The sequence below is a fragment of the Clostridium sp. HCP1S3_C6 genome, from assembly GCF_052066735.1.
Taxonomy (GTDB): domain Bacteria; phylum Bacillota; class Clostridia; order Clostridiales; family Clostridiaceae; genus Clostridium.
The window spans coordinates 25,096-50,059 of record NZ_JBQHRN010000008.1 but is presented as its reverse complement, the minus strand read 5'-3'; the positions used below and the strand labels follow the sequence as shown (position 1 = coordinate 50,059).

The window sequence follows — 24,964 nt, the reverse complement described above, 5'->3', positions numbered from 1 at the left end:
TTAACAAAAAAAAAAAGAACTGTTAATGTTTTATTAACATTAACAGTTCTTTTAAAATATAAGTTTTTTTTTCTATTTCTAATCTAATGTAATTAAATAATTTTCTAAATTTTTCTTTTGGCTTTGAAATATAAGAGGTTCTACTCTATATCCTTCTATTCCATTAATATAATTTATATATATTTTCAAATCTAGTGCTGCTATATTAGTTAAGAATGATACTATATCACCTTTCACTCTGCTTTCATAAACTTCATCAAGTTCAATATAAAACTCTGTTATACCATTTTCATTAAAATATTTTAATATTTCATTATGTATAAGGCCTTCAATATATGATAATTTTAATAATCTACCTTGCCCATGACATAAAGGACATCTTTCTTCCATATATTCGTATATACTTTTGCCTCTTCTTTTTCTAGATATTTGTACTAAATTAAGTTCTGTAAATGGAAAAATCTTTATATTTCCAGCATCCTCCTTTAAACTTTCTTTAAGTTCTCTCATAACATGATTTCTATTAGATTTTTCTCTTTGATCAATAAAATCTATTACAATTATTCCACTTAAATTACGAAGAAGTATTTGCCTTCCTATTTCCCTTGCAGCTTCTATATTAGTTTCTAAAATTGTCTTTTCAAAAGTTCTCTCCTTAACATTATGACCTGTATTTACATCTATTACATACATAGCTTCTGTTTTATCAATTACAATTGAACCACCACAAGGTAAATTTACTTTATTATGCCTAAGTTTTATAAGCTCTGATTCTATATTATAACTTTCGAATATTCCCCTTGTATCATTAAAAAGATTTACTTTTACATTTTCATTATTTTTATCTTTTAAATAATTACATGTAAAATTATAATCATCCTCATTATCAAGTACTATTCTTGTTTTTGATAATCCAACCTTATCTCTTAATATTTTTGTAAGGGCTAAATTTTCACCATAAATCTTGCCAAGTTTTGTAGAATGCATAATTTTTCTATTTATTTCTTCATATTCATTTATTAGAATATCTTTTTCACGCTTAAGTTCATCTATACTTACAGAATCAGCATCAGTTCTTATAATGAGTTTTTCATTTTTTATATCACCAAGTTCTGCAAGAATTATTTCTTTTTTTACTTCATCCTTAAATCTTTTAGAAAATTCTATTCCCGAACCATATTTTTCAATAACCATATACTTAGATGGAAGACTTATATTAGTTGTAAGTTTTGGTCCTTTTTCACCTATAGGCTCTTTTATAACTTCAACTGCAATATCCATTCCTTTTTTTATACCTTTTGATTTTAAATCATTACTATAATAAAGATATCCATCCTTATCTAATCCTAAATCTACAAATACAGAATTAGTTGCAGATACTATATTTTTAATTTTTCCTTTATAAATTTCACCAATTACAGGACCATTTTTTTCTTCTTGATCAATACATTCTTGAAGCTTACCATTTTCCTTAATAGCTATTCTTATGGTGTTTTCTCGTCTTTCAACAAAAATTTCTTTCATAAAACTATTTCCCCTTAAATATTAGTACTAATTTTATATATTGGCTCTAACTTGCCATTTTTATTATAATACATTTCTTCTCTTTTTATATCTACAAAATAATCTGAAGCTTTTGTTGTATTATTTTTTATGTAATCAGTAAAAAATTCTGCAGATAAATGCTCTCTGCTTCCTGATTGAAGTAAAACATTTAATATAAGAAAATTGTCCTTTATCCAATATTTAAAGTCATAAACTAAAGCTTTAATATCTATTTCTTTTTCAATTTTTTTGCTTTTTTTCAAGGCCTTCCACATTTCTTTATTAAGTAAATTCCTTATTTCATTTTCTAGATTAGATGTATCATCATATTTTATCTTTATAGTATATCTGCATGCATCAATAAGAGCCATAGCCTGTGGCACTTTCTTTTGATTTACAACATTAACTATTTTTTTTGCACTTATAAATTTTATTCCTGATGCAGTACATGCATTTAATCTATCAATAATTTCTTTTTCGTCTACTTCTTCTACAAATACTAAGTCCATATATTCTCCAGCTGAATACATACCAACAGCTAAAGGTTGTGCTATAGACATAGCCATATGAGGATTAAATCCCTTTGAATATTTTACAGGAAGTTTAGCTCTTCTAACTATTTTTTGAGCAGTTCTCATTAAATCAAGATGAGCAATAAACTTAATGTTACTTTCTTTTGTATATTTTATTAAATAGCGAATATTTTTTTCTTCTTGCTCTTTTATTACTTTATTATTTAACTGCTCCATAAAAACATTCTCCTTCCTTAAAGTTTACATTTATTCCACAACCAGTACAACCCTTTCTACAATTTTGTGTAGTTATGGCTTTTTTAGCTTTTTCATTTTCATTTTTTAAGTAAGATTTATTTACTCCAATATCTATAAAATCCCATGGAAGTATTTCATCATAACTTCTTTCTCTATATGCATAAAACTTGCCATCTATATTACACTCTTCCATAGCCTCTTTCCATGCATCAAAATTAAAGTATTGTGACCATCCATCAAACTTACAGCCTTTTTCAAAGGCCTTAACAAGCACTTCACAAATTCTTCTATCTCCTCTTGCAAAAACAGCTTCCATAAATGAAGTTGTTTGAGAATGATAATTATATGTTATGCTTCTTGACTTTATTGACCTTTTTACAGCATCAATTTTATCTGAAACGTCATCAATAGGTGTCATTTTTGCCCATTGGAATGGTGTAAATGGCTTAGGTACTAAAATAGATGTACTTACTGTTATTTTTAATCCTTTTCTTCTTACATTTTTAGGAACAGCAAAATATTCATCAGCTATTTTTTGTGCTAATACACCAATAGCTTCACAATCTTCAATATTTTCATATGGAAGTCCTATTATAAAATAAAGCTTAATTGTAGCCCATCCAGCTTCAAATGCTGATTTAGCAGCTTCAAGTATTCTTTCTTCTGTTAACCCCTTATTAATTACATCTCTCATTCTTTGAGAACCTGCCTCTGGTGCAAATGTAAGACCGGTCTTTTTAACCTTTTGGATTTCTTTTATTAAATCTACAGAAAAAGCATCTACTCTTATAGAAGGAAGAGCTACTGCAACTTTATTATCGCTATGTTCAGTCATTAAATCATGTATTAAATTTTGAATATCTGAATAATCACATGTACTTAATGAAGATAAGGATATTTCTTGATATCCGGTATTTTCAAGCAAGTTTCTAGCTTGCCTTAAAAGGGTTTCTCTTGATTTTTCCCTAACTGGCCTATATATCATACCAGCCTGACAAAATCTACATCCATTAGTACATCCTCTAAAAGTTTCAAGAACTATTCTGTCATGTACTATATCTGTATATGGAACAATAATATCTTCCGGGTAAGATACTTTATCTAAATCTGGTATTATTCTCTTTCTAACCTTAGAAGGCACATCATCATATTTAGGTTTAAAAGATTTTATTGTATTATCTTCATTATATTCAACATCATAAAGAGATGGCACATATATGCCTCTAATATGTGATGCTTCTCTTAAAAATGCTTTTTTGTCAAATCCAATTTTTTTATGCTTTTTATAAAGATCTATTACATCATTCATCATTTCTTCACCTTCTCCAATTTGGAAAAGGTCCATTATTCCACTTAAGGTTTCTGGATTATAAGCACAAGGTCCTCCTGCCATAATAATAGGATCATCATTTGATCTTTCTTCTGCTCTTACTTTTATTTGTGCCATATCTAGCATGTTTAAGATATTAGTAAAACTCATTTCATATTGAAGTGTAAATCCTATCATATCAAAATCTTTAATAGGATCTTTAGTTTCTAAAGCATATAAAGGTATATTATTTTTCCTAAGCTGCTCTTCCATATCTGGCCATGGAGCAAAAACTCTCTCACAATATGTATCTTTTCTTTCATTTATGGTATGATATAAAATTCTCATTCCAAGATGAGACATTCCTACTTCATACACATCTGGAAAACAAAAAGCATATCTTATATCTATATCATTAACATCTTTAATAACTTCATTTAATTCACCACCAATATATCTAACTGGCTTTTCAACTCTTGAAAGTATGTCATCATTAACTTTACTTACGTTCATAAAAATCCTCCAAAGCTTTACTTTTTCTATTTATTCTAACATAAAAAACGTGGCTATGCCACGTTTTCACCTTTTGTAATTTTATAATTAACTATTTAAAAGCATCATAAGTTCATTAACTATTTCTTTAGCTTTTTTAGGTAACCTTTCTACTGCCTTATCCCTTTTCTTAGGGTCATTAATATTTACAATTTTCATAACTTCATTTCTAAGTCCTGGTATACTATTAAGCTCACCTATTAAGTAATTAAATTTTTGAGCAAACACAGGATCACTTTGTACTCTTTGCTGCACAACCATAATAAGTTCATATGGATTCATAAAAAACTCTCCTTAAAAGATTATATATTTTATAATATTCATTCTTTAAAAATAGTTTCACTTTTAGTTTTTTCAATAAAATCCTTAAAGGTAATATCTCCATATAACTTTAGAGCTTCAAGAAGCTCATTTTCATTAATTATCTTTAAAAGTTTTAATTTATCATCTACCACATATATATAATTTAATTTATTCATACATAAAAATAGTATGGCTTTATTTAATGTACATTTATAATATATTGAAATATTTTTATTTTCAATGTATCCTTTTTTTATTAAAGAATCTTTCTTTTTAAGTATACTGCAAATAAGTACAAAAATATTCTTTTTCATTTCCTTAGCAGTTGAATACATTATTAAAATAGAAGCTATAAGAAAGCTAAAATTAATTTTATGTATATATATTGTATAAACAAATAAAAATACAAACATGAAAGATACAAATAAACTAGTGTATTTTAGTATTTTTTTTGCAGACTTATATAAAAGCCCTTTGCTTAAAAAAGCTTCAAATATTCTTCCTCCATCAAGTGGAAATGCAGGCAATAAGTTAAATATGCATAAAAATAAATTAATAAGTGATATATCACCTATTAATTGACTGTTATATATAAAATTATTAATAAAAAAGAAAATAATAAAAACACATAAATTAAACATAGGTCCGGATATATATATTATAATTTTTTCATAATAATTAAGATTTGCAAAATCAGAAAAACTACAACTTGAACCAGTTACATGCAGATTAAATTTTGTGGTTTTAATTTTATACATATGGGCAATTATAATGTGCACAATTTCATGAAATATAATAAAAATATATCCGATAATTAATTTTTTAAATAAAGTACATAAACATAAGAGCAATAAAAACTCTAATAAAAATATCTTTAATTGCTTATTCAAAATAACAGCTCCTATTAATTAATTATCTTATTCATTTTCTATTATATTATTATAAAAATTTACTACTTCATTATAAAAATCCCTATTATAATTTTCTAATAATTTATTTTCTTCCTTTATCATATTTTCAATTTTATTGTATATATTATTTATTTCTTTATTTTGTATATTTTTACCCCCAATTAATATTGCTAAAAAAAGTAGTGCTGCTATAATATCAAAAAATATTATATTACTCATACTGCTTTTTGGGGATAAACTCATTTTTCTATTTTCTACATCTTTTACATTATAATTACTTTTTATCCTTCTGTAATAAGCTTCATAATTATTTTTATAATAAGCCATAAAATTCTCTCCACACTTACTATATTTAATTATATTAATTTTTTCTTGCTTTATTACTATTTAAATGTGGTCTCAATTATTTACTTCATTTCACTTTTTATTCTTTATCACTTTTAAATTTGGTTAATTAATAATTAAGCCCTGACTTTACGCCAGAGCTTAACTTAAAATTTTAGTTATTTTGTTTTTTTCTGCTTAATACAGCTATTGCTGATCCTAAAATCCCTAATATTCCAAGAGCCTTAACTGGTGTATTATCTGCTGTTGGACTATCTTCTCCTGGTTTATCACCTGGATTTTCTCCTGGAGTATCTGGTTTACTTTCTTTTTCCTTAACAGTTACTGATATTTCATCTGATACTGCTTCATTTCCTTCTTCATCTGTAGCTTTTACTGAAACTTTATATTTTCCTGCCTTTTCTGCTGTCCATGATAATTTATCATCTACTACTACTTTTCCTGTTTCTTCTCCATCTATTAACAATTGATAAGTAACACTGCCCTTTGCATTTTTTGTAGATGGTGTAATTGTTAATGTATCTCCTACTGTAAGTGTCTTATTTGATAAATCTATTTCTGTTGAAATTTTTTCTTCAGTACTGCTATTATCTTTAAATGTTATTTTTATTTTATTTGAAACTTTTTCTTCTCCTGTTTCTTTATCCTTTGCTATTACATACACTTCATATTCTCCTGCTTCTTCTGGTTCAAATGTATATGATAACTTAGATGAAAAATCTTTATTTGAATACTTAGAATCTTCATCATTTACTATAAACTTGTAAGTTACATCACCTTGTCCATTTTCTGATGAAGCTGTGAATTTAACTTTGTTTCCTACTGTTTCTTCTAATGATGACTTTGTAGCTATATTAGCTGTAAATTCATTTTCATCTTCTGATTGCTTATCTTTAACAGTATAAGTTTTGCTTTCTGTAACATCATCTAATCCATCTGCTGATGCTGTTACTTTAATTGTATATTTTCCTTCTTCTTCTGGTGTCCATGTTGCTTCTCCATCTTCTGATTCTATTTTTTCTTCGTTTCCACCATCTTTTGATACTGTATATACATAAGTTATATCATCACTTCCTGATGCTTCTGCCTTAAAATTAACTTCTTTTCCTGTTTCTATTTCTCCTTCTTTTACATCTGCTGTAAAGCTGTCCATTGTTAATTTATCTTCTTCTTCTGATTTAGCAGTTACTTTAAAGTCTTTTACTTCTTTTGTTTTTGCATCTTTATCATCTGCTCCATCTACTTTTGCATATACTCTTAATGTATAAGTTCCTTCCTCTTCTGGTGTCCATGTTGCTATTTCTTTAGATGAATAATCTTTTATTACTGTTTCATTATCATCTTCATCTACTACTGTAAATTTATATGCATAATAATCTTCACCATCTGCTCTTGCTAATAGTTTAACTTCTTCTCCTACTTTGCATGTATCTTTTGGTGCTATTGTAAATTTTGTTATTTCAAATTCTGGATTTTCTATTGGTGGATTATCTGTTACTTCTGATACCTTTACTTCTAATTTTTCTGTTGCATCTTTAGTTCCTGATGCTCCTTTGGCTGTTACTTCAACTTCATAAGTACCTGCTTCATCAAATGCATGTGTTAATACATTTTTAGATACTTCTGATTCATCTACTGCCTTGCCATCTATTGTAAATTCATATGATGTAGCATTTGATGCTGTACATGTGAATTTAATTTCATCTCCTGCTTTAACATCTTCTTTATCTGCTTCAAATTTTGTAATTTTAGGATCTTTAGAAACTGGTGGATCTACTGGACCTGTACCTTGTTGTCTAAGTTTACCAACACTTGCAAGTGGTACTGTAATGTCATCATGATCATCCTTTTCATGTGAGCTTGATGGATCAGCTGCATAATCACCATGCACATTATCAAGCATTGATGGATCATGAGGAACACAATCCATTCCTGATTCTCCTCTTCCTATAATTTGCATAACACCCAAACCATTTTGTTCTAAATCAGCCTTTGTAATTCCTAAAGCTGAATATGGAATTTTCATTTCATAAAATATATCATACTTTGTATCATGTGCTCTTACCATGTCCGCAGTTTTTGTTTTATAATCAATCCAATCAGATGCAGTATCATAAGATGCTAATTCATTATCATCACCTGGATTCCAAACTCCCATTATCTTAGATGGAAAACAATCATCTACCTTAGCTACTTCAATTCCAGCTTCTTTAATTGTTTTACATAAATCAGTATTTGTGTAATCACTAGCTCCTGTTGAATCAGCTTTAAATATACTAGGAACACCAGATAAATTAGATTTAATTCCTACAACTGCATCAACTCTTGTAGTATATCCTACATCCATTCCCCATATATTAACTTCAGACCCCTTATCTACTACCTTTCCATTCATTGGATTTCCTTTTCCTGTATCTAATGCAATAAATATTGGTGCATCACCAGGTTTTCCATTATCTGAAAGTGGTCCATTACCATCTTGTTTCCAAAATGTATCATAAATATTTACATTTTGCCAACCTATATAAACATTTTCATCATCCCATGCACCATATACTGAATAAGTATCCATTACCCAGTTTTCATGGCATCCTTTAAATCTAGTTGCAGTATCACCAGCTGCACCTTGTGCTATAAGCATATCTTCAGACCAATCTGAAAAATCTCCATCAATTTTAATTGTTGCTTCTTTACCAACACCGTTATTAGGATTTGTTGCATAAATACCTGCTGATTCAGCTGCAGTACCAGCAGCTTCAAGTCTTGAATTTTCATTATAAGGTGAAAGTGTAGTTTGTGCACTTACCATATTAGCCCCAAAAGTAGTTGAAATAATTGCAGCCATAGATACAATACTACTTAATCTCTTTATTGATTTTTTCAATGTAATCTCCCCTTTAAGTTTTTAGTTTTAATTATTATAATTAAAATTACATTTATATAACATAATTACAATTTATCATTAATATTATTATAAATGAAAATGTATACAATTTCAATATTTTATTTACATATTTGTAACATTCTTTACACAAAAATTTTATTATTTTTATGGTTTTTTAACAAAAAAACGTCCCTCTCAATAATGTTATAAATTATATTAAGAAGGACATTTTATTATTTTTTATTTAATTGTTTTTCTTGCAAATTTTTTTAAAACAACTACTGCTGTTGACATAATTACAAGTATCATAATAACTGAACTTGTATCAGATGTTTGACCTGGTTTACCTTCACCTGGTTTATCTTCGCCTGGCTTATCTTCACCTGGTTTATCTTCACCTGGTTGATCTGGTTCAGTAATATCACCACTATCTGGCACATCAGGTTTAGATGGCTTGTCACCTGGAGTTGTAGTTCCTGGATTATCAGGTTCATCTGGCTTATCAGGTTCATCTGGCTTATCAGGTTCATCTGGCTTTGTAGAATTTTTAGTATAATAGTAAGTTACAGTTTGAGAATTTTCTTCATAAATTCCTTCTTCATTATCAGGAACTTCTACAAGTTTATATCCATCAATGTCCTTAGCACTTACTTTATAAGTTTCTCCTACATTACCTTCAAATATCTCATTATCAGCAATAGCTTCCTTTGTGTCTTTATCTAAATATTTAACTGTTACCTTTCCTATAACAGGATCAATTATTTGATCTTCTGAATATACAAAAGTTATCTTAATATCTTCCTTTGTAAATTTTCCCTTAATATTGTCTGGAGTTTCTTTTAAAGTATATCCATCTATCTCTGCTGGTGTTACTGTATATTTTTTACCTACATTTCCTGTAATAGTTGTTGATTTTTTAATTTCATTTCCATCTTCATCTACATAAGATACAATTACCTTACCTTTTTCCTCTACAGGTGGTTGTTTATCCTTACTATACTTATATGTTACTAAAATATTTTTATCTTTTACTGTTCCCTCTGCATTCTTTGGAGCTTCTGATAATTTATATCCATCAACATCTAAAGCCTTAGTAGTATATTCTTTATCTGATTCAAGAACTTGAGCAGTTGATGGAGATATTTCTTCATTTGTTTCAGCATCAACATAAATTGATCTTACAATAAATTTATCTTGTACAGATATTTTATTTTCAGTTACCTTACCATTTTCAATATTAATATCCCCTGCAGGACAAGGATATCCTGGAGCACTCGCTCCTGCTGGTTCTTTTTCTCCAGCTTTTGTACCATCATTAATTATTACTTTCGCATCTTTTGCTTTAATAGTAAATGTATACCAACCAGTTTTTGAATCCTTAGTCATAGCTGTACCTGGCCATTTTCCTGTAAGTTCAGTTGCAGTCTTGCCATCTAAATAAGCATAAATTGAAGGTGTAGCCCAATTATTAGCATTATAATAATGAATTGTTATTGAATCAGAAGTTTCAGCTTCTGATGCTTTTAAGAAATAGTAAACAACATCAATATTAGAATCTGTATAAGTACCCTCTGCATTCTTTGGCATATAAGTATCATCTACAGTATATCCTGCCACTTCTGGAGTATTTGTTTTATAAGATGTACCTACTTTCTTTGTTGTTACAGTATCAGCTTGAATTTCTTTATTAGTTTCAACATCAATGCACTTAACTGTTACTGTACCTTTTGGAGTAGTATCTTTCTTATAAGTAAATGTAACAGTTTGATCTTTTTCAGTATAAGTTCCTGTTTTAATATTTTCTTTTGCATTTACTAAATCATAACCTTCTATTTCAGGTGCAGTAACTTCAAATTTTGTTCCTTGCTTTCCTGACATAGTAGTATCTTTTGCAATAGAATTTCCATCTTCATCTACACATTTAACAGTTACAGTACCCTTATCTGCTATAACAGTTGTATCAAAGCTTGACTTATCTACAAGAATCATTGCAGAACTAGCTGGAAGAGTAACTGAACCTGATGCAGTTCCTAAAGAATCAGTACCAGCCTTTTTATCATTTGCAACTATTGTCCAATTTCCACTTGGAAGATTTATTGTTGAACTTTCACTTGTATTTGAGTTAAATAAACATACAACCTTACTCCATTCACCTTTTGTATTATTAGATAATGAATATCCTATTTGACTTGTACTAGGTGTTGAAAGCCACTGTATTCTATTAGCAGCATTATATGTTGGATCTCTAAAAGCAGAAAAATTATTTCTTATTTTTATAAGACCAGTATAATAGCTATTTAAATCACTAAATGTTTCTAATCTTGACCAATCAAGTTTATTTATATTAGGACTTGATTGATAACTGTTATGATCTCCAAGTTTACTTCTACCAAATTCTTCACCAGCTTGCATAAATGAAACACCTTGTGATGTAAGCACAAGTGAAGCTGCTAATTTATTCATATTAACTATTTTATCATCTCTTTGACCGTTTTGAGATTTATTGGTAGCCATACATAACATATCATATAATGCATGATTATCATGACATGATGTATAAGTTACAACTTGAGAAGGTTGCTTAGACCAAACATTTTTATTTACATTGTCATAGTCACCACACATAGCCTTTATACCAGCAATAACTTCAGTTTGTCTTGCAGCATTTCCTTCAACCCATCCATTATTTGATAATTTACCATCCCATGTATTACCTTTTATGGCATCTCTAGCATTATCACTAAATACTGCAATATTACTATCTAAATTTTTAATATTAGCTTTATTTCCATATCCAGCCATAGAATTCTTAGATCCATCACCACACCATGGTTCTCCCCATATTTTTATTTGTGGATCTATTTTATTTAATTCATTTCTTACTTCTGTTAAAGTTTGATTATCAATTATTCCCATAAGGTCAAATCTAAATCCATCTAAGTGATATTCTTCTGCCCAGTATTTCATAGAATCTACAACAAATTTTCTATACATAGGCTTAGTAGTATCAAATGAATTTCCACATCCAGACCAGTCAGTTGATGTATAATAATATCCTGGTACTGTCATATCAAAAGCTGATTTTTGACTCTTTTGGAAATCATTTTGATTACCGCCTTGTCCAAAAGGTGCATAAGAATGGTTATAAACCACATCCATTATTACACCAATTCCAGCATTATGAAGAGCTTGTACCATTTCTTTTAATTCAGTAACTCTTGCATTACCATCATATGGATTAGATGAATATGAACCTTCTGGCGTATTAAAGTTTTTAGGATCATATCCCCAGTTAAATTGATCATCACTTCCAGCTTCATCTACAGATGCATAATCATACATTGGTAATATTTGAACATGTGTTACTCCAAGTTCCTTCAAATGATCAATACCTGTTTTTATATCTGTTCCAGAATATTTTGTACCTTGTTCAGTAAATGCTAAATATTTACCTCTGTTTTTATCACTTATACCAGAATTTTTATCATAAGAAAAATCCTTTACATGGACTTCCCATACAACAGCATCTGTTTGATTAGGTGAATCTACTCTTTTATCATTTTCCCATCCTTCTGGATTTGTTGAATCTAAATCGATTACTAAAGATCTGTCACCATTAACTCCAGTAGATTTACTATAAATATCTTGTGTTTCCCTTCCATCTACATCATAAGTATAGTAAGTATTTTTAATATCTCCTTCTACTACAGCAGTCCAAACTCCTGTTTTATCATCCTTAGTCATTTGAACATTTCCAAGTGATTTTGGTTCTACTGCTTCTTTACTTGCATTATCACTTCCTGTAGCATATCTTTTTAATGTTACCTTACTAGCTGTAGGTGCCCATACTTTAAAAGTTGTTTTTTCCTTTGTATAAGTACATCCTAAATCATCACCTGAGTATGTAGTACTTGTACTAGCTGCTAAAGCGATTTTTTGAAAAGGATCTGCTAATGATACAAAAGTTGTTGCAAGCATTGTTGCAGTGATAATTGTTGAAATTATCTTTTTATACTTCATTTAATCTCCCCCTATTAATTTCTATATTTATATTATATAACAAATGTAAAGAATTTCAATCAATTATTAACATTTTATTCATGTATTTTACATCAAATAAAAAGACTACTCGTAAAAGCAGCCTAAATAATAATTTTATCTAAATCCTTATTTGATAAATATTTATCTTTTTTCAATGAAGAAATTAAACTATCAATAGAATTATTATGAATATTTTTCATAAATTCCATTGTTTCAAAATCTGCATAATCTTTTTTTCCTATAAGCTTTTTATAATAAGTATGCCTACCTATTTTTTCTCCTAATAAAAAATTTTTTTCTATTAGTCTTGATAAAAGAGAATGCTATTTCATCCATAATGTATATAATTATTTTTTTAAAATTTTATTGTTATATTTTAAAGTCCATTTAATATTATAATTTCAAAATATAAATATTAATTAGGACTTAAATTTTGTATAATAAGTATATAAAAATGTTGGAGGCATATAACATGGATAATAAAAACACAGACGATAATAATTGGAACAATACTAAAAATAATAAATGGTCAAAAAACATATTAGTACTTATTGTAATTTTACTAATTTGTTTATGCATTGGAATAATGTATCAAAAGATATTAACAAATAAATCTAACATATCAGATGAAGAATATATAAAGGCAAAAGAAGAATTTCAAAAAGAATTAGAAGAAAAAAGACAAAATTATACCTTTCATGAAAAATTAATATATGGTGAAAAAATTAATATTGCCATAATTAATAGTTCTATACGTAATAAAGATACAGCAAATTTCTATCCATTTAACACACTATATACATACATAAGAAAATATAATTCTAATTCTAATATATATGAATTTAATAGTATAAATTTAGAAAACATAAATAACTTAATAAATGAAACTGATAATAATGAAAATAATCAAAATTCAAACCTTATAAAATCTTGCAATTTATTTCTTATTTCCTTTAATAAATATGCTGAGGATTATGATATACAAGATTTAAAAAATTTAATAGAAAACATTCAATATTTAAATGATAAAAACATAATATTTATTACAGTTGAAACGGGTGAAAATGAAACTAAAATAAATAAATTAAAAGACATTTCTGATGATAAAAATATTTATTTTATGGATATGAGAAAAGATCTTTTAGATTCAGAAAACACTGATATAGAAATTATAAAAAACAATGGCTTTACAGAGAGTAAAAAAAGTACCTTATACTGCAACCTAATTAAAGATAAAATAGAAGAATTAAATTAAAAAAGTACTTTTTATAGGTGCTTTTTTCTTTTAAAATACGTCTATTTATATTGAAGAATAAAAAAGGAGTTGAAGTTATATGGATTTAAAAGATTTTTTTGATCTTATTGCTAACGTTGGTTTTCCTGTTGCTGTTACTTCTTATGTTTTAATCAGACTTGAAAAACAAATGTCTAGTTTATCACTATCATTTAACAATCTTAATAATTCAATACAATGCCTCATTAAAAATTTTTCAAATAATTAAGAAGGTGATTTTATGACACGAAAATTATTAAATTGTCTTTCGCTTAATTTTAAAATTCAAATTGGATATAATGATGATGGTTCTGCAATTATAAAGAACAAACATCTAAATAATATTTATCCTAAGGCACAGGAAGATGATATTATATATATATCCAATTTGTTTAAGTCTGTATTAGAAGGCACTATTATCACTTCCGAAATAGTAGAGCATTACACTCTTACTAACAATTAAAGGAGTTTTCTTATGAAATATACTTTAGTTATGATATTTAAAACTTCAAGTGGGAAAAAATTTTCTTTATATATTGAGGGAGTAAAAGAAAATCTTAATGATATAGAAATTAATAATCTTATGGATGAAATCATAAAACGAAATATATTTAAAACATCTAAAGGTTTTTTAATAGAAAAATCTTCTTCACATATACTAAAGCAAACAAAAAAAGAATTTATAATATCATAAAAGAGTGGCCAATATGCCACTCTCTTTACTAAACAAGATTTTGTAATTCCTTTACTTTATTTACATTTTCTTTTTTACCTATTATTATTTTTCCATCATTTTCTATAACATAAATATCACTTAATCCATCAATTATTACCTTGCTTGATGTTGATATAGCAAGGTTTTGACTTCCATTTAATGTCTTGATATTTCCCATATGTATATTTCCCTTTGAGTCCTTATCTTTATATCTTTCTACAGCTTCCCAGCTTCCAACATCATCCCAGCCTATGTCACTTGGTATAACATAAATATCCTTTGACTTCTCAAGTATTCCATAATCTATGGAAATAGCTTCTGTATTTTTATAATTATTATTAATCTCTTCCCTTAGTTTACTCTCAGGCACTTTTGAAATGTTCTTTAAAGCTTCATAAGTTTTAGGCATAAATTCTTTTATCTTTTTTAATATTTCATCTATCTGCCACATAAATATGCCACCATTCCATAAGTAATTACCACTTTGCAAGTATTCTTTTGCAATCTCAAGCTTTGGCTTTTCTACAAACTTATCAACATTAACAATGTAATGTTCATTAATAAGCTTCATTACATTTCCTTGCTTTATATATCCGTAGCCTGTTTCTGGTCTATCTGGAGTCATACCTAATGTAATTATAGCTTCTTTATTATCATTTAAAAATTTACTGCCTTCTTTTACTATTTCTATAAACTTTTCCTCATTTTTAATTAAGTGGTCAGAAGGCAAAACAACCATTGTAGAATTTTTATAATATCTTTTTATAACTTGTGCAGATAAATTTATACATGGTGCTGTATTTCTGCCTTCTGGTTCTACTATAATATTTCTTTCAGGTAAACTTGGAAGTTGTTTTTTTACAAGTTCTACATATCTTTCACCTGTACATATAAAAATTCTCTCAATTGGAATTTCTCTTTGTATTCTATCAACAGTCATTTGAATCATAGTCTTATTACCTATTAAATTCAAAAACTGCTTTGGCTTCTCTTCTGTTGATAAAGGCCAAAATCTAGTTCCTTTTCCCCCTGCCATTATTAATGCACATAACATATTATTTTTCCTCCTATAATTCCTATGAAAAATTATAAGTATTAAGAGGCATGCTTGTCCCCAAATAACACTAATACTGTTTTTAAAATAAGTTTAATATCTACTAGTATACTTTGTTCTTCTATATATTTTATATCAAGCTTCATCCATTCTTCAAAATTAATATCATTTCTTCCTGAAACTTGCCAGTAACATGTAAGCCCTGGCTTTACATCAAGCCTTCTAAGCATCCAATCATCAAATTCTTCTACTTCTTTTACAAGAGAAGGTCTTGGACCTACAAGGCTCATATCACCTTTTAATACATTAACAAATTGTGGTATTTCATCAATACTTGTTTTTCTTATTATTCTACCAACCCTTGTAACCCTTGGATCATTTTTCATTTTAAACATTGGTCCATTCATTTCATTTTGATCTTTTAGTTTTTCCTTAAGTTCCTCAGCATTTTCAACCATTGACCTAAACTTATACATTTTAAATCTTTTTCCCTTATATCCCACTCTTTCTTGAGCAAAAACTACAGGACCTCTAGACTCAATTTTTATTGCCACCATAACAATTAATAAAATAGGACTAAGTATTATAAGCCCAAATAATGACCCAATAATGTCAATTGTTCTTTTTATAAACTTATATGTAATGTTATTTGTAGTTTCATCTTCTTCACTATACAAAAATTCGTCACTTCGCTCTCCATATCTCTCCATGATATCCCCCACTTTAATTTAACAATCTTTTATTAAGTTATTATAACATATAAAACATTTACAACTACTAATTATCTTAAAATGTACAATTTTAACCTTAAAATGTACAAAATTAAAATTTAAATACAAAATTTTTAATTTTTATACATTATAAAAAATCTATGAATTAAGTATGTATTCTTTTATAATCTTTGCGACACCATTTTGTTCATTTGTTAATGTAACAACATCAGAAGCCTCTTTAACTTTTTCTACCGCATTTCCCATAGCTACACCAAGCCCTGCATATTTAATCATAGCTAAGTCATTTTCAGCATCTCCCATAGCTATTATTTCTTCTCTTTTAACCCCTAAATACTTTGCTAAAGCTTCTAGACCTTTTCCCTTATCTGCATTTTTATTAATAAATTCAAGAAAAAATGGAGCACTTTTTACTACAGTATATTTATCATAAATAGATTGTGGAAGTTTTTTTATTGCTTCATCCAATATTTCAGGTTCATCAACCATCATAACTTTAACAATATCATCATTATCATTTATTTTATTAAAATCAATAATATTAATGTTTATTTTATTAATATTTGCTTCTACTTCTGTATACTTGCTTATTTTAGGTGACATAAGTCCTATATTCGGTGAGAATGCATGTATATTTACCCCTATTTCTTTACTTAAATTATACATATATTTCAAATCACTGCCTTTAAGTCCAACTTCGTGTATTATTTTTGAAGTTTTAGTTTCTTGCACAAGGCAGCCATTATAGCTTAAAACAAATTCATTATCATCAACTAAATTTAATTCATTTAAATAATTCTTAAGTCCGTCAAGTGGCCTTCCTGATGATAGAACAATTTTAACACCTTTATTTCTAGCTTCACTAATCACATTTTTTGTTTCCTCTGTTATTTCCTTTTGTTCATTAAGTAACGTTCCATCCATATCTAATGCAACTATTTTATATTTCAATTTTAATCCTCCTTGTATATTATTAATGCCTTTTATATTATCTTTATTATAACACATATAATTTTTTTTATAATTTTATTATGTTAATATTTTATTAAATATGCTACACTTTATTGACAAATTCCATATAATCACTTTTATATTTACAAATTTACAATTAAGGTTTATCCATTCATAAAAGTATATTTTTGTAGAAACATAAAGATTTGTAATGAATATACTATATAAAACATTAAATAGGATGTGAAAAACTAATGATACCGGCCTTTTTACTTATTGCTTCCGTATGTATCGATGCATTTATAGCAAGTATGGCCTATGGAACATCTAAAATTAAAATTCCATTTACATCATCACTTTTAATAAGCTTTATTGGAAGCTTTATGCTTGGAATTTCACTTTTCTTTGGAAGTTTTTTAAAAGATTTTCTTCCAGAGAAAATTTCAATATTCTTTAGTTTCTCTGTATTAATGATAATAGGAATATATAAACTTTTTGAAGGACTTTTTAAAGCATTTATACGTAAGGGAAGAAAAACTGACAGACCTATAAAATTTAAAATATTTGATATAAATTTTGTACTTCAAGTATATGCAGATGAAGTAAAGGCAGATTTTGATAAATCAAAAACCTTAACACTTAAAGAAGCCTTTTATTTATCTATAGCACTTTCCTTTGACAGTTTAGCTACTGGTATAGCAGGTAGTGCTTTAATAGATAGCTATATATTAACTATATTTCTATGTTTTGTAATGGGAATAATTCTTATATATGTAGGAGTATTTATAGGAACAAAATTATCAGAAAAAACAAATTTAGACCTTTCCTGGCTATCTGGATTTTTGCTTATGCTTTTAGCCTTTAGTAAGTTTTTTAAATAAAAATAAAAAGCAGCTTCATATAAAATGAAACTGCTTTTTATCATTTTTTAGAATAAGTTTGGATATCCATAATTCTTTTTTGGAATAATATCTATATTTTCACTCTTATCAGGTTCACCATCATTTTTGTCTTTCTTATAAAATCTAGTATTTACATTAATTGTTCTTTCAATATTATTAAATGATAATTTATTAATATGAATGCTAGAGTAATCATAAGTTTTTATGATAATTTTAGGAGTAGTTATAGTTGTAATAATCTTATTGCCATCTACTACTACTTTCTTTTGAGTTTCTCCAAGTAATGTTTGTGTCTCTGGATTCTTAACTGCATTTTGTAAACCTGGATCATTTTGATTATTAATTACAACACTATATCTAACAACAAATTGCATACCTTCTTTTTCTACTGCTCCAAGAGATATTGGATTTACAGAAGCTAAATCTAATGTATACTTCTTGCCATCTGTAGATGGAGTCATATTCCATGATGTTTGAGCTAATTTACCATCTACAATTCTTTGAACTGTAACATTACCTTGAACTTGTTCATATTCTGGAATATCAAGACTTATAGTTCCTGAATTATCATAAACATTAGTAATTTTACCAGCAATATTTATAGTATTTGCTTTTAAGAATATAGGATCTTGACCATAACCAGTCCAAATATTAGATCCATCAAATAATGAAGTTGTACTTGTAAATACAGTATTTTCATTTAAAACAGTAGTACCAACTTCCTTACCATCTTTGTCAAAAGTAGTTGCATTATATACGAAAGCTCCTTTATCATCAACAGTATTAACTATTGATAAATTAACATGTGGTGTTTCAGCATCAATAACTATTACAAACTTCTTAGTTGCTGACTTACCATTAGGTTCATTTACAGCTGTATGATTATCATTTACTGTAGTTTCTACAGTTACTTTATCACCAGTTTGTTTACCAAGTAAATAATCTTCTGGAATTGTAACGCTTAATTTACTATCCTTAGAAACCTTAGTATCAGCCTTTACTTCATTTCCTTTTTCATCTTTAACTGTAGCAACATCTTGTCCATCTACCTTAACACTTACTGTTAAGTTATCCTTATCTTCATCATCTAGATCTGTAGGAATTGTAGTAAATGTATATTCTGCTGTTCTAGGTGCATTAACTTCTTGGTTATCATCAATTATAGTATCACCCTTCATATTTGTAATATCTGGAGCTTGGTTACCATCTGATAATAAATTAAATGATGATTTACCTTCTTTCTTTAATGGGTCTACGGCAGTTACTTCTACTGGAATTCCAGTTCCTTTAGGTACTGCATTATATACAGATGATGGAATAGTAACTTTAAGTTTAGTATCAGAATTAATTCTGCTACCATCATAAGTTGCCCCAGTTTCAGCTATTTCAATAGCGCTATTATCTAAAACAGTTCCGTTTACAGTAACCTTAACAGTTACTTTATCACCATCAGCATCTTCTGGTAAAGTATAGAATGCATAATCATTATCAGTATTTATTTTATCTTTTACTGTAGAACCATTTTCCACAAAATTTTCGTCCGATAATGATGAATCAGTATAGTTTTTAACTGTTGGTGTTGCATTTCCACCTCTTTCAGCTTTAATAATAGTGTTAACAAACAATTCAAGTTCTTGTTGACTTGTAGCAACACCGCTATGAGCAGTACCAGAATAAGTTATATTACCTTTTGAATAAGTGTAATAGAAGTTTCTAGAATCATTACTATCTAAATATCCCTTAAATTCGCCAGCAACTGCACTGTTACTTACAAGATTGTACCATGGTACTACATCTGGATCTTCTAAATTTAATTGGAACCATTGTGTATGAGTTAAACTTACATTTAAAGTACCAGTACCATTATTATAATCCCTTAAATCATATGGATAAGTAGTAATTTGTGCATCATTAATATTTTTAATTTGATTAGATTGTGTACTAATCCATTTATTAGAATCACCACTTGTTGCAAGTGCTGTTTGACCTAAAGTCTTTATACCTCCTGTATTATCATGAGGAATTGAAGTTTTAGCAGATGTACCATCATCATACTTATTTGTATAAAGATTTGTAGTTTCTCCACCTCTAAAATGATCATAATATCTAGATTGTCCTACATAATCCTTATAATGCTGTGCAAATTTAGTAGGTCCACTTGATTCTCCAAGTATTCCAAGACCTATAGTATCGTGAGTAAACATTACGCTTTTACCTTCTGCTATAAATGCATCTAAATCTGCTAAAGCAGTATCAGTATCAATATCAGCATCAGAATATGAATCTGAGAATCCAACAATAACCATATCGTAATTATCTTTTAAAGTTTTAGTTTGTCCATATTGGTCACTAAATTCTCTTGCACTAATATTATCTATTGTAACATTATAATCTTGTAAACTTGATAACATATCCATAAATGTACTATTATCTGTTAATTTAGTAATACCAGTACCTGGTCTTTTCTTAATATTATCATGGAAAGTACATTTATCATCATTTGGATATATTTGTAATACCCTTATGTCCTTCTTACCTTTTTGTGCATGGTAAGTAGCATATGATTGAATATTAGTTTTAACACCATTTGGTCGTACTACTTCAACTTTCCATCCAAGATATCCAATAAATCCATTATTAATTTCTACACTAAAATTATAAGTATCATAGTCAGCTTTACCGGTTCTGGTAAATGTTTCATATGGTTTACCAGTAAATAATCCATCACCATCAAAATCTAAATAAACATTAAATGTTAATTCTTCATTTAATTCTGCATTAGCTTCAACAGAGAAATTTAATGTTCTTTCATTAGTTACAGTTCCATCTGAATTTATAGATTCAGATTTTGGACCTTTAGCAGCTGCAACTTTAACTCTCTTATTATCAGTAGATAATGCTTTAAAATCATCAACAATTTTATCTAATGTAATATTATCACCAGATACTATTTTCAAATTGCTAGCTTGTAAATTATTTATCTTAGTTCCATTATCACTAGAACCATTTCCAGTAAAAATAGCATTAAGTTTAGTTCCTGAAACTTGAGTAGCTGTATTATCCACATAAACTAGTTGACCTTTATTTATCATATCAACAATAAGTTTACCCCTTTTGTAAGTAATATCATTTTCTGGGTAGTATTCACTATACCCATCTTTGTATCCATTATCATTTGTATAAGCAGCATGTCCCATTTCTTGTTTAAAAGGACTAGTATATGTTCTGTATGTTCTATCAACCCAGTAATTGCCATCAGCTGCCATATTATTGCTCTTTTCATTTGTTAATGCTACAACATCATATTCACCAGTTATATCATCAACTGTACTTATGAATTTTGACATATTCATATGAGTAACTTGAATTTTTTGACCTTTTAATTCAGTTTCTGCAACTTCATTACCATTTAGTAACGAATAGGCATCACCTGGGACAATTTCTAAGATTTTTAAGGTATCAGGTTCAAAATTAAGCGAATCTTTAGTACCTGTTGCTTGAGTTTTAAATCTTGGAATATTAACAAGAGTAATTGCAAAAATTCCAAGTACAACCCAAGTAGATTTCTTTAAAAATAAATCTTTCTTAATCTTAAATTTCATCTCTATCTATCCCCCTTTTATTACTTATTCTTATTTCTAAGCTTAACAATTGTTGTTATAGGATATTCATATTCATTTAATCCTTTTTTAATATACAAATTTACAGTTATTTGAACATTTGAAGAATCATTAATATTAGCACTACTATCTAGCGCTTCAATTTTAACTTGTTTTACATGTTTGGATTTTGCTTGTCCTGTGCTTGAGCCGTCTTTATATATATACATATCATGTAATTGACCACTTCTTGACAATTCTGAATTTGCATTTGATGAATCAAAAACATATGTTGTCATATTGGGTTTATTCATATCATCATAAACAGTAAATTCAAGTTTTTTCAAATCATCTGCAGTACCTTCTTTAATGGTTACAGATGTTGCTTGAGTTCCTATATTAATTAATTCTTTTTGTATTTGATTAGCTTCTGTTTGTAAAATAGACTTAGCTTCTGCAGCTGTTAAAGTTCGGTTATTGGAATTATAAAAGGTGTAGATAACACCTGCTATCATTACAGTGATAGCAAGTACTACTACGACTTCTATTAAAGTGAATCCTTTTTTCTTGTATTTATTATTAATATTATGATCGTTTTTTATAATATTATTTTCCAAGAACTCCACCATTTTCACCTTCTAATTTCCATAAACCTTTCTTTAAATATTTAGTTGCATCATACCATCCATCACTAGCAGATTTACTATCTTGATCCTTATATTCTACTCCTACTTCAACAGGTTCAACCTTAGTTGAATTTTCAATTGGTTTACCATTTAATAATCCATCAAAATATTTACTATTTTGAGCTACTGTTTTACTAATTACAGTAGTATCATGTTTAACAGAAACTTTTGAACCAGCTTCAACATTAACATCGCCACCACTTATAATAGTACCATTAATATTTAAAGTTTTAGAACCAGTTGATTTTAATGTAACATTTCCATTTGTAATAATAACTGCATTAAGTGTTTTTTCTGAAGTTGCAGGATCTGTAGGCATATCACCTTCGCTTATAACAAAGCTTCTAGAACCTAATGTAATTATAACTCCATTATCTGCTCTTTCAATTGTTAAGTCATCAGAAGATTCTGTATTTAAAAGTGCATAACCATTATAGTTATTATATATAGTACCTAATTTTATATTCTTATATAACTCATCCATACCATCAGTACCTAAGTTATCTTTTAATTTACTAAATTCAACCATAGGATTTTGATGTGATACAGTTATCATATTTTTTGTATCATTATAGCAAGTTAAAGCAGCTGTATCTTCATCACTATTAATTTCTGCTAAATAAGATGAATTGCCCATTGCATATACATTTCTACCATAATTTGTTTTTGAAGTATTTTGAACTTTTGTAATTTGATATTGTTCTTCAGCAGTAGCATGTTTTGATAATTCTCCATTATTTACTCCTGCACCTGTTGATAATAAGTTTTTAATTTCAATACCGCCATCTTCTATTTTTGAAGAATTAACATTAAAATATTGTTCAAAATAGCTAGCTTTATCATCTTTATTACCATTAATTAATTGCCATGGATCATATTGTTCAAAATTATATGCAGTAGTATTTTTACCTAATGTATCTGAATATGCAACATAATTACCTTTAACTGCAACAGATTCACCAGTTTTATAATAAGAATTTCCATCTGTATTCATATAAGCAATACCTGCTACAGTAGCATTATTTAATTTAATAGTTGAATTATATGCAGTATTAGTACCATCAGTATTTTTATTAGAGTTAACAATTATACTACTTGAATTTTTAGCAGCATCATTTTTACTCATATCTTTGTCTTTCTCGTCTTCTTTAAAGTCACTCATTCCAACATAATCATTTGCATTAATACTACTTGAAACTGAATTCATAACTAAATCATTATTTGTATAAATTCCATTAGCTTGTAAATTGTTGTTTCCAGCAGCATTATACTTTTGATTAAATGTTATTGGTCCTAAATATGCATTATACGCATAAAGGTCATTTGAAATAGTTGCATTACTTCCATTACTTAATGAAAGTGAACCATTTGTGTATACATTACCTTTAACATTTAATGTAGCATTACCAAGTACTACACCATAAGCATATTTATCATTTTCAACATTATATTTTGATTGTATTGATTTGTCATTACCTTTTATCCATATATCTGCATTTCCATTAGATTTAAAGTTATCTTTATCATCATAATTATTACCAGATATATCAAGTGATGCACCATCTTCAATATTTAAGTTTCCATCAGCAGTAATAGCTTTTTCAACTGCATATTGATTAGTTTGTTTATTACTTACAGATGCTGAAATTTTGTCGTTATTATAGCTTGGTGCTTCAACAGTAAATTTAGTTTTTATTTGTTTTTTGTTCTTTAATTTACCATTAATTTCTGTAGGATTAGTGTCACTTACTTGATTATTACTAGTAAATGTTGAAGTAACTTCTACTACAATATTACCTTTAGCTTCATTAGGAGTTACTGTTAATTGTAAATCATTTTTTTGTAAATCATTTTTACCTGTATCAACATTTAAATTTGTAGCAGCATCAGAAGTATCTATTTTGTAATTGCTTAAAGTCTTGTATCCTTCACAAGTATTATTAGTGCTATCAAACTTTATCAATCTTCTTTCTTTTATAGCATTTTCTAGCATTGAGTCATTCATCAAGAAATTAATAAAAGCCTTTTTAAAAACTTTTTCTAAATCACTTTTAGATTTTACATTGTTATTATTATAATCATATTTTGCAACATTATAAGCATACTTTGTTGCTACATCGGCATTTTTAGCAATAACATTATAAACAACATCAAGCTGAGCATCTGATTGATATAAGTTTTGTAACTTTTTGCTTTCATTCACCCTTGTTTTATAATCATTTGTAACTACAGCAACCATTGTAGTACCTAATGTAAACACAATTGCTGTTATAAAAACTACAAGAATTAATGATGAACCTTTTTTCTTTTTAAATCTCTTCACTTTATTCACCACCCCTATTAATTTTACATTATAATAATTATAACATTTTTTTGCAGAATAAAATATTAAT

The 24,964-nt window shown here is 27.8% G+C and carries 19 protein-coding genes and 1 pseudogene; 5 read left to right on the top strand and 15 right to left on the bottom strand.

Features of this window, described 5'->3' with window-relative positions; all coding sequences use genetic code 11:
- Positions 1–78: 78 nt before the first annotated feature.
- The 9 genes and pseudogenes from ACTNAO_RS04455 to ACTNAO_RS04415 form a co-directional block, all read right to left on the bottom strand.
- Entirely contained in the window at positions 79–1,524 is a 1,446-nt protein-coding gene (locus ACTNAO_RS04455; protein WP_441026547.1) for an Rne/Rng family ribonuclease, read from the bottom strand.
- A gap of 14 nt (positions 1,525–1,538) precedes the next feature.
- Positions 1,539–2,246 carry a TIGR03936 family radical SAM-associated protein gene (locus ACTNAO_RS04450; RefSeq protein WP_441026603.1) on the bottom strand — a complete coding sequence of 236 codons (708 nt, stop codon included), beginning with the start codon at positions 2,244–2,246 and terminating at the stop codon, positions 1,539–1,541.
- 31 nt (positions 2,247–2,277) lie between these two features.
- On the bottom strand, positions 2,278–4,137 hold the full coding sequence (locus ACTNAO_RS04445; protein WP_441026545.1) for a TIGR03960 family B12-binding radical SAM protein: 1,860 nt from the start codon (positions 4,135–4,137) through the stop codon (positions 2,278–2,280).
- A gap of 87 nt (positions 4,138–4,224) precedes the next feature.
- Positions 4,225–4,458 carry a hypothetical protein gene (locus tag ACTNAO_RS04440; RefSeq protein WP_441026543.1) on the bottom strand — a complete coding sequence of 78 codons (234 nt, stop codon included), beginning with the start codon at positions 4,456–4,458 and terminating at the stop codon, positions 4,225–4,227.
- Between the two features lie 38 nt (positions 4,459–4,496).
- Entirely contained in the window at positions 4,497–5,120 is a 624-nt protein-coding gene (locus ACTNAO_RS04435) for a site-2 protease family protein (protein WP_441048052.1), read from the bottom strand.
- A 276-nt stretch (positions 5,121–5,396) separates the two neighbouring features.
- A complete protein-coding gene (locus tag ACTNAO_RS04430; RefSeq protein WP_441026539.1) occupies positions 5,397–5,717 on the bottom strand; it encodes a hypothetical protein in 321 nt (106 codons plus the stop codon).
- Positions 5,718–5,889: 172 nt separating this feature from the next.
- Entirely contained in the window at positions 5,890–8,619 is a 2,730-nt protein-coding gene (locus tag ACTNAO_RS04425; protein WP_441026537.1) for a PKD domain-containing protein, read from the bottom strand.
- Positions 8,620–8,859: 240 nt separating this feature from the next.
- Positions 8,860–12,639 carry a type I pullulanase gene (gene pulA / locus ACTNAO_RS04420; RefSeq protein WP_441026535.1) on the bottom strand — a complete coding sequence of 1,260 codons (3,780 nt, stop codon included), beginning with the start codon at positions 12,637–12,639 and terminating at the stop codon, positions 8,860–8,862.
- Positions 12,640–12,761: 122 nt separating this feature from the next.
- Positions 12,762–12,968 (bottom strand): annotated as a pseudogene (locus ACTNAO_RS04415) (BlaI/MecI/CopY family transcriptional regulator); the annotation flags it as partial.
- 164 nt (positions 12,969–13,132) lie between these two features.
- Here ACTNAO_RS04415 and ACTNAO_RS04410 point away from each other — a divergent pair.
- The 4 genes from ACTNAO_RS04410 to ACTNAO_RS04395 all read left to right on the top strand — a co-directional run bounded on the left by ACTNAO_RS04410 (position 13,133) and on the right by ACTNAO_RS04395 (position 14,627).
- Entirely contained in the window at positions 13,133–13,915 is a 783-nt protein-coding gene (locus ACTNAO_RS04410) for a hypothetical protein (RefSeq protein WP_441026533.1), read from the top strand.
- Between the two features lie 79 nt (positions 13,916–13,994).
- Complete coding sequence (locus ACTNAO_RS04405) at positions 13,995–14,162, top strand: YvrJ family protein (protein ID WP_441026531.1); 168 nt, start codon at positions 13,995–13,997, stop codon at positions 14,160–14,162.
- A 12-nt stretch (positions 14,163–14,174) separates the two neighbouring features.
- Positions 14,175–14,396 carry a DUF1659 domain-containing protein gene (locus ACTNAO_RS04400; protein ID WP_441026529.1) on the top strand — a complete coding sequence of 74 codons (222 nt, stop codon included), beginning with the start codon at positions 14,175–14,177 and terminating at the stop codon, positions 14,394–14,396.
- A 12-nt stretch (positions 14,397–14,408) separates the two neighbouring features.
- Positions 14,409–14,627: a DUF2922 domain-containing protein gene (locus ACTNAO_RS04395; RefSeq protein WP_441026527.1), complete on the top strand. Its 219-nt coding sequence runs from the start codon at positions 14,409–14,411 to the stop codon at positions 14,625–14,627.
- A gap of 28 nt (positions 14,628–14,655) precedes the next feature.
- Here the strand turns inward: ACTNAO_RS04395 and ACTNAO_RS04390 are convergent, their stop codons facing one another.
- From ACTNAO_RS04390 to yidA, 3 genes are all read right to left on the bottom strand, one after another.
- Entirely contained in the window at positions 14,656–15,702 is a 1,047-nt protein-coding gene (locus tag ACTNAO_RS04390; RefSeq protein WP_441026525.1) for a mannose-1-phosphate guanylyltransferase, read from the bottom strand.
- 41 nt (positions 15,703–15,743) lie between these two features.
- Positions 15,744–16,412, bottom strand: coding sequence for a sugar transferase (locus ACTNAO_RS04385; protein WP_441026523.1), 669 nt, complete (start codon positions 16,410–16,412; stop codon positions 15,744–15,746).
- 159 nt (positions 16,413–16,571) lie between these two features.
- Entirely contained in the window at positions 16,572–17,384 is an 813-nt protein-coding gene (gene yidA, locus ACTNAO_RS04380; RefSeq protein WP_441026521.1) for a sugar-phosphatase, read from the bottom strand.
- A 254-nt stretch (positions 17,385–17,638) separates the two neighbouring features.
- Between yidA and ytaF the strand changes: the two genes are divergently transcribed.
- The gene (gene ytaF, locus ACTNAO_RS04375) at positions 17,639–18,265 is read left to right on the top strand and encodes a sporulation membrane protein YtaF (protein WP_441026519.1); all 627 of its coding nucleotides are present in this window, start codon (positions 17,639–17,641) and stop codon (positions 18,263–18,265) included.
- Between the two features lie 47 nt (positions 18,266–18,312).
- Here the strand turns inward: ytaF and ACTNAO_RS04370 are convergent, their stop codons facing one another.
- From ACTNAO_RS04370 to ACTNAO_RS04360, 3 genes are read right to left on the bottom strand one after another with little or no spacing between them, the layout of a single operon-like run.
- The gene (locus ACTNAO_RS04370) at positions 18,313–21,888 is read right to left on the bottom strand and encodes a DUF5057 domain-containing protein (protein WP_441026517.1); all 3,576 of its coding nucleotides are present in this window, start codon (positions 21,886–21,888) and stop codon (positions 18,313–18,315) included.
- 20 nt (positions 21,889–21,908) lie between these two features.
- The gene (locus ACTNAO_RS04365) at positions 21,909–22,502 is read right to left on the bottom strand and encodes a type II secretion system protein (protein ID WP_441026515.1); all 594 of its coding nucleotides are present in this window, start codon (positions 22,500–22,502) and stop codon (positions 21,909–21,911) included.
- Positions 22,492–24,894 carry a hypothetical protein gene (locus ACTNAO_RS04360; protein ID WP_441026513.1) on the bottom strand — a complete coding sequence of 801 codons (2,403 nt, stop codon included), beginning with the start codon at positions 24,892–24,894 and terminating at the stop codon, positions 22,492–22,494. Before ACTNAO_RS04360 ends, ACTNAO_RS04365 begins: the two co-directional genes overlap by 11 nt.
- Between the last annotated feature and the right edge of the window lie 70 nt (positions 24,895–24,964).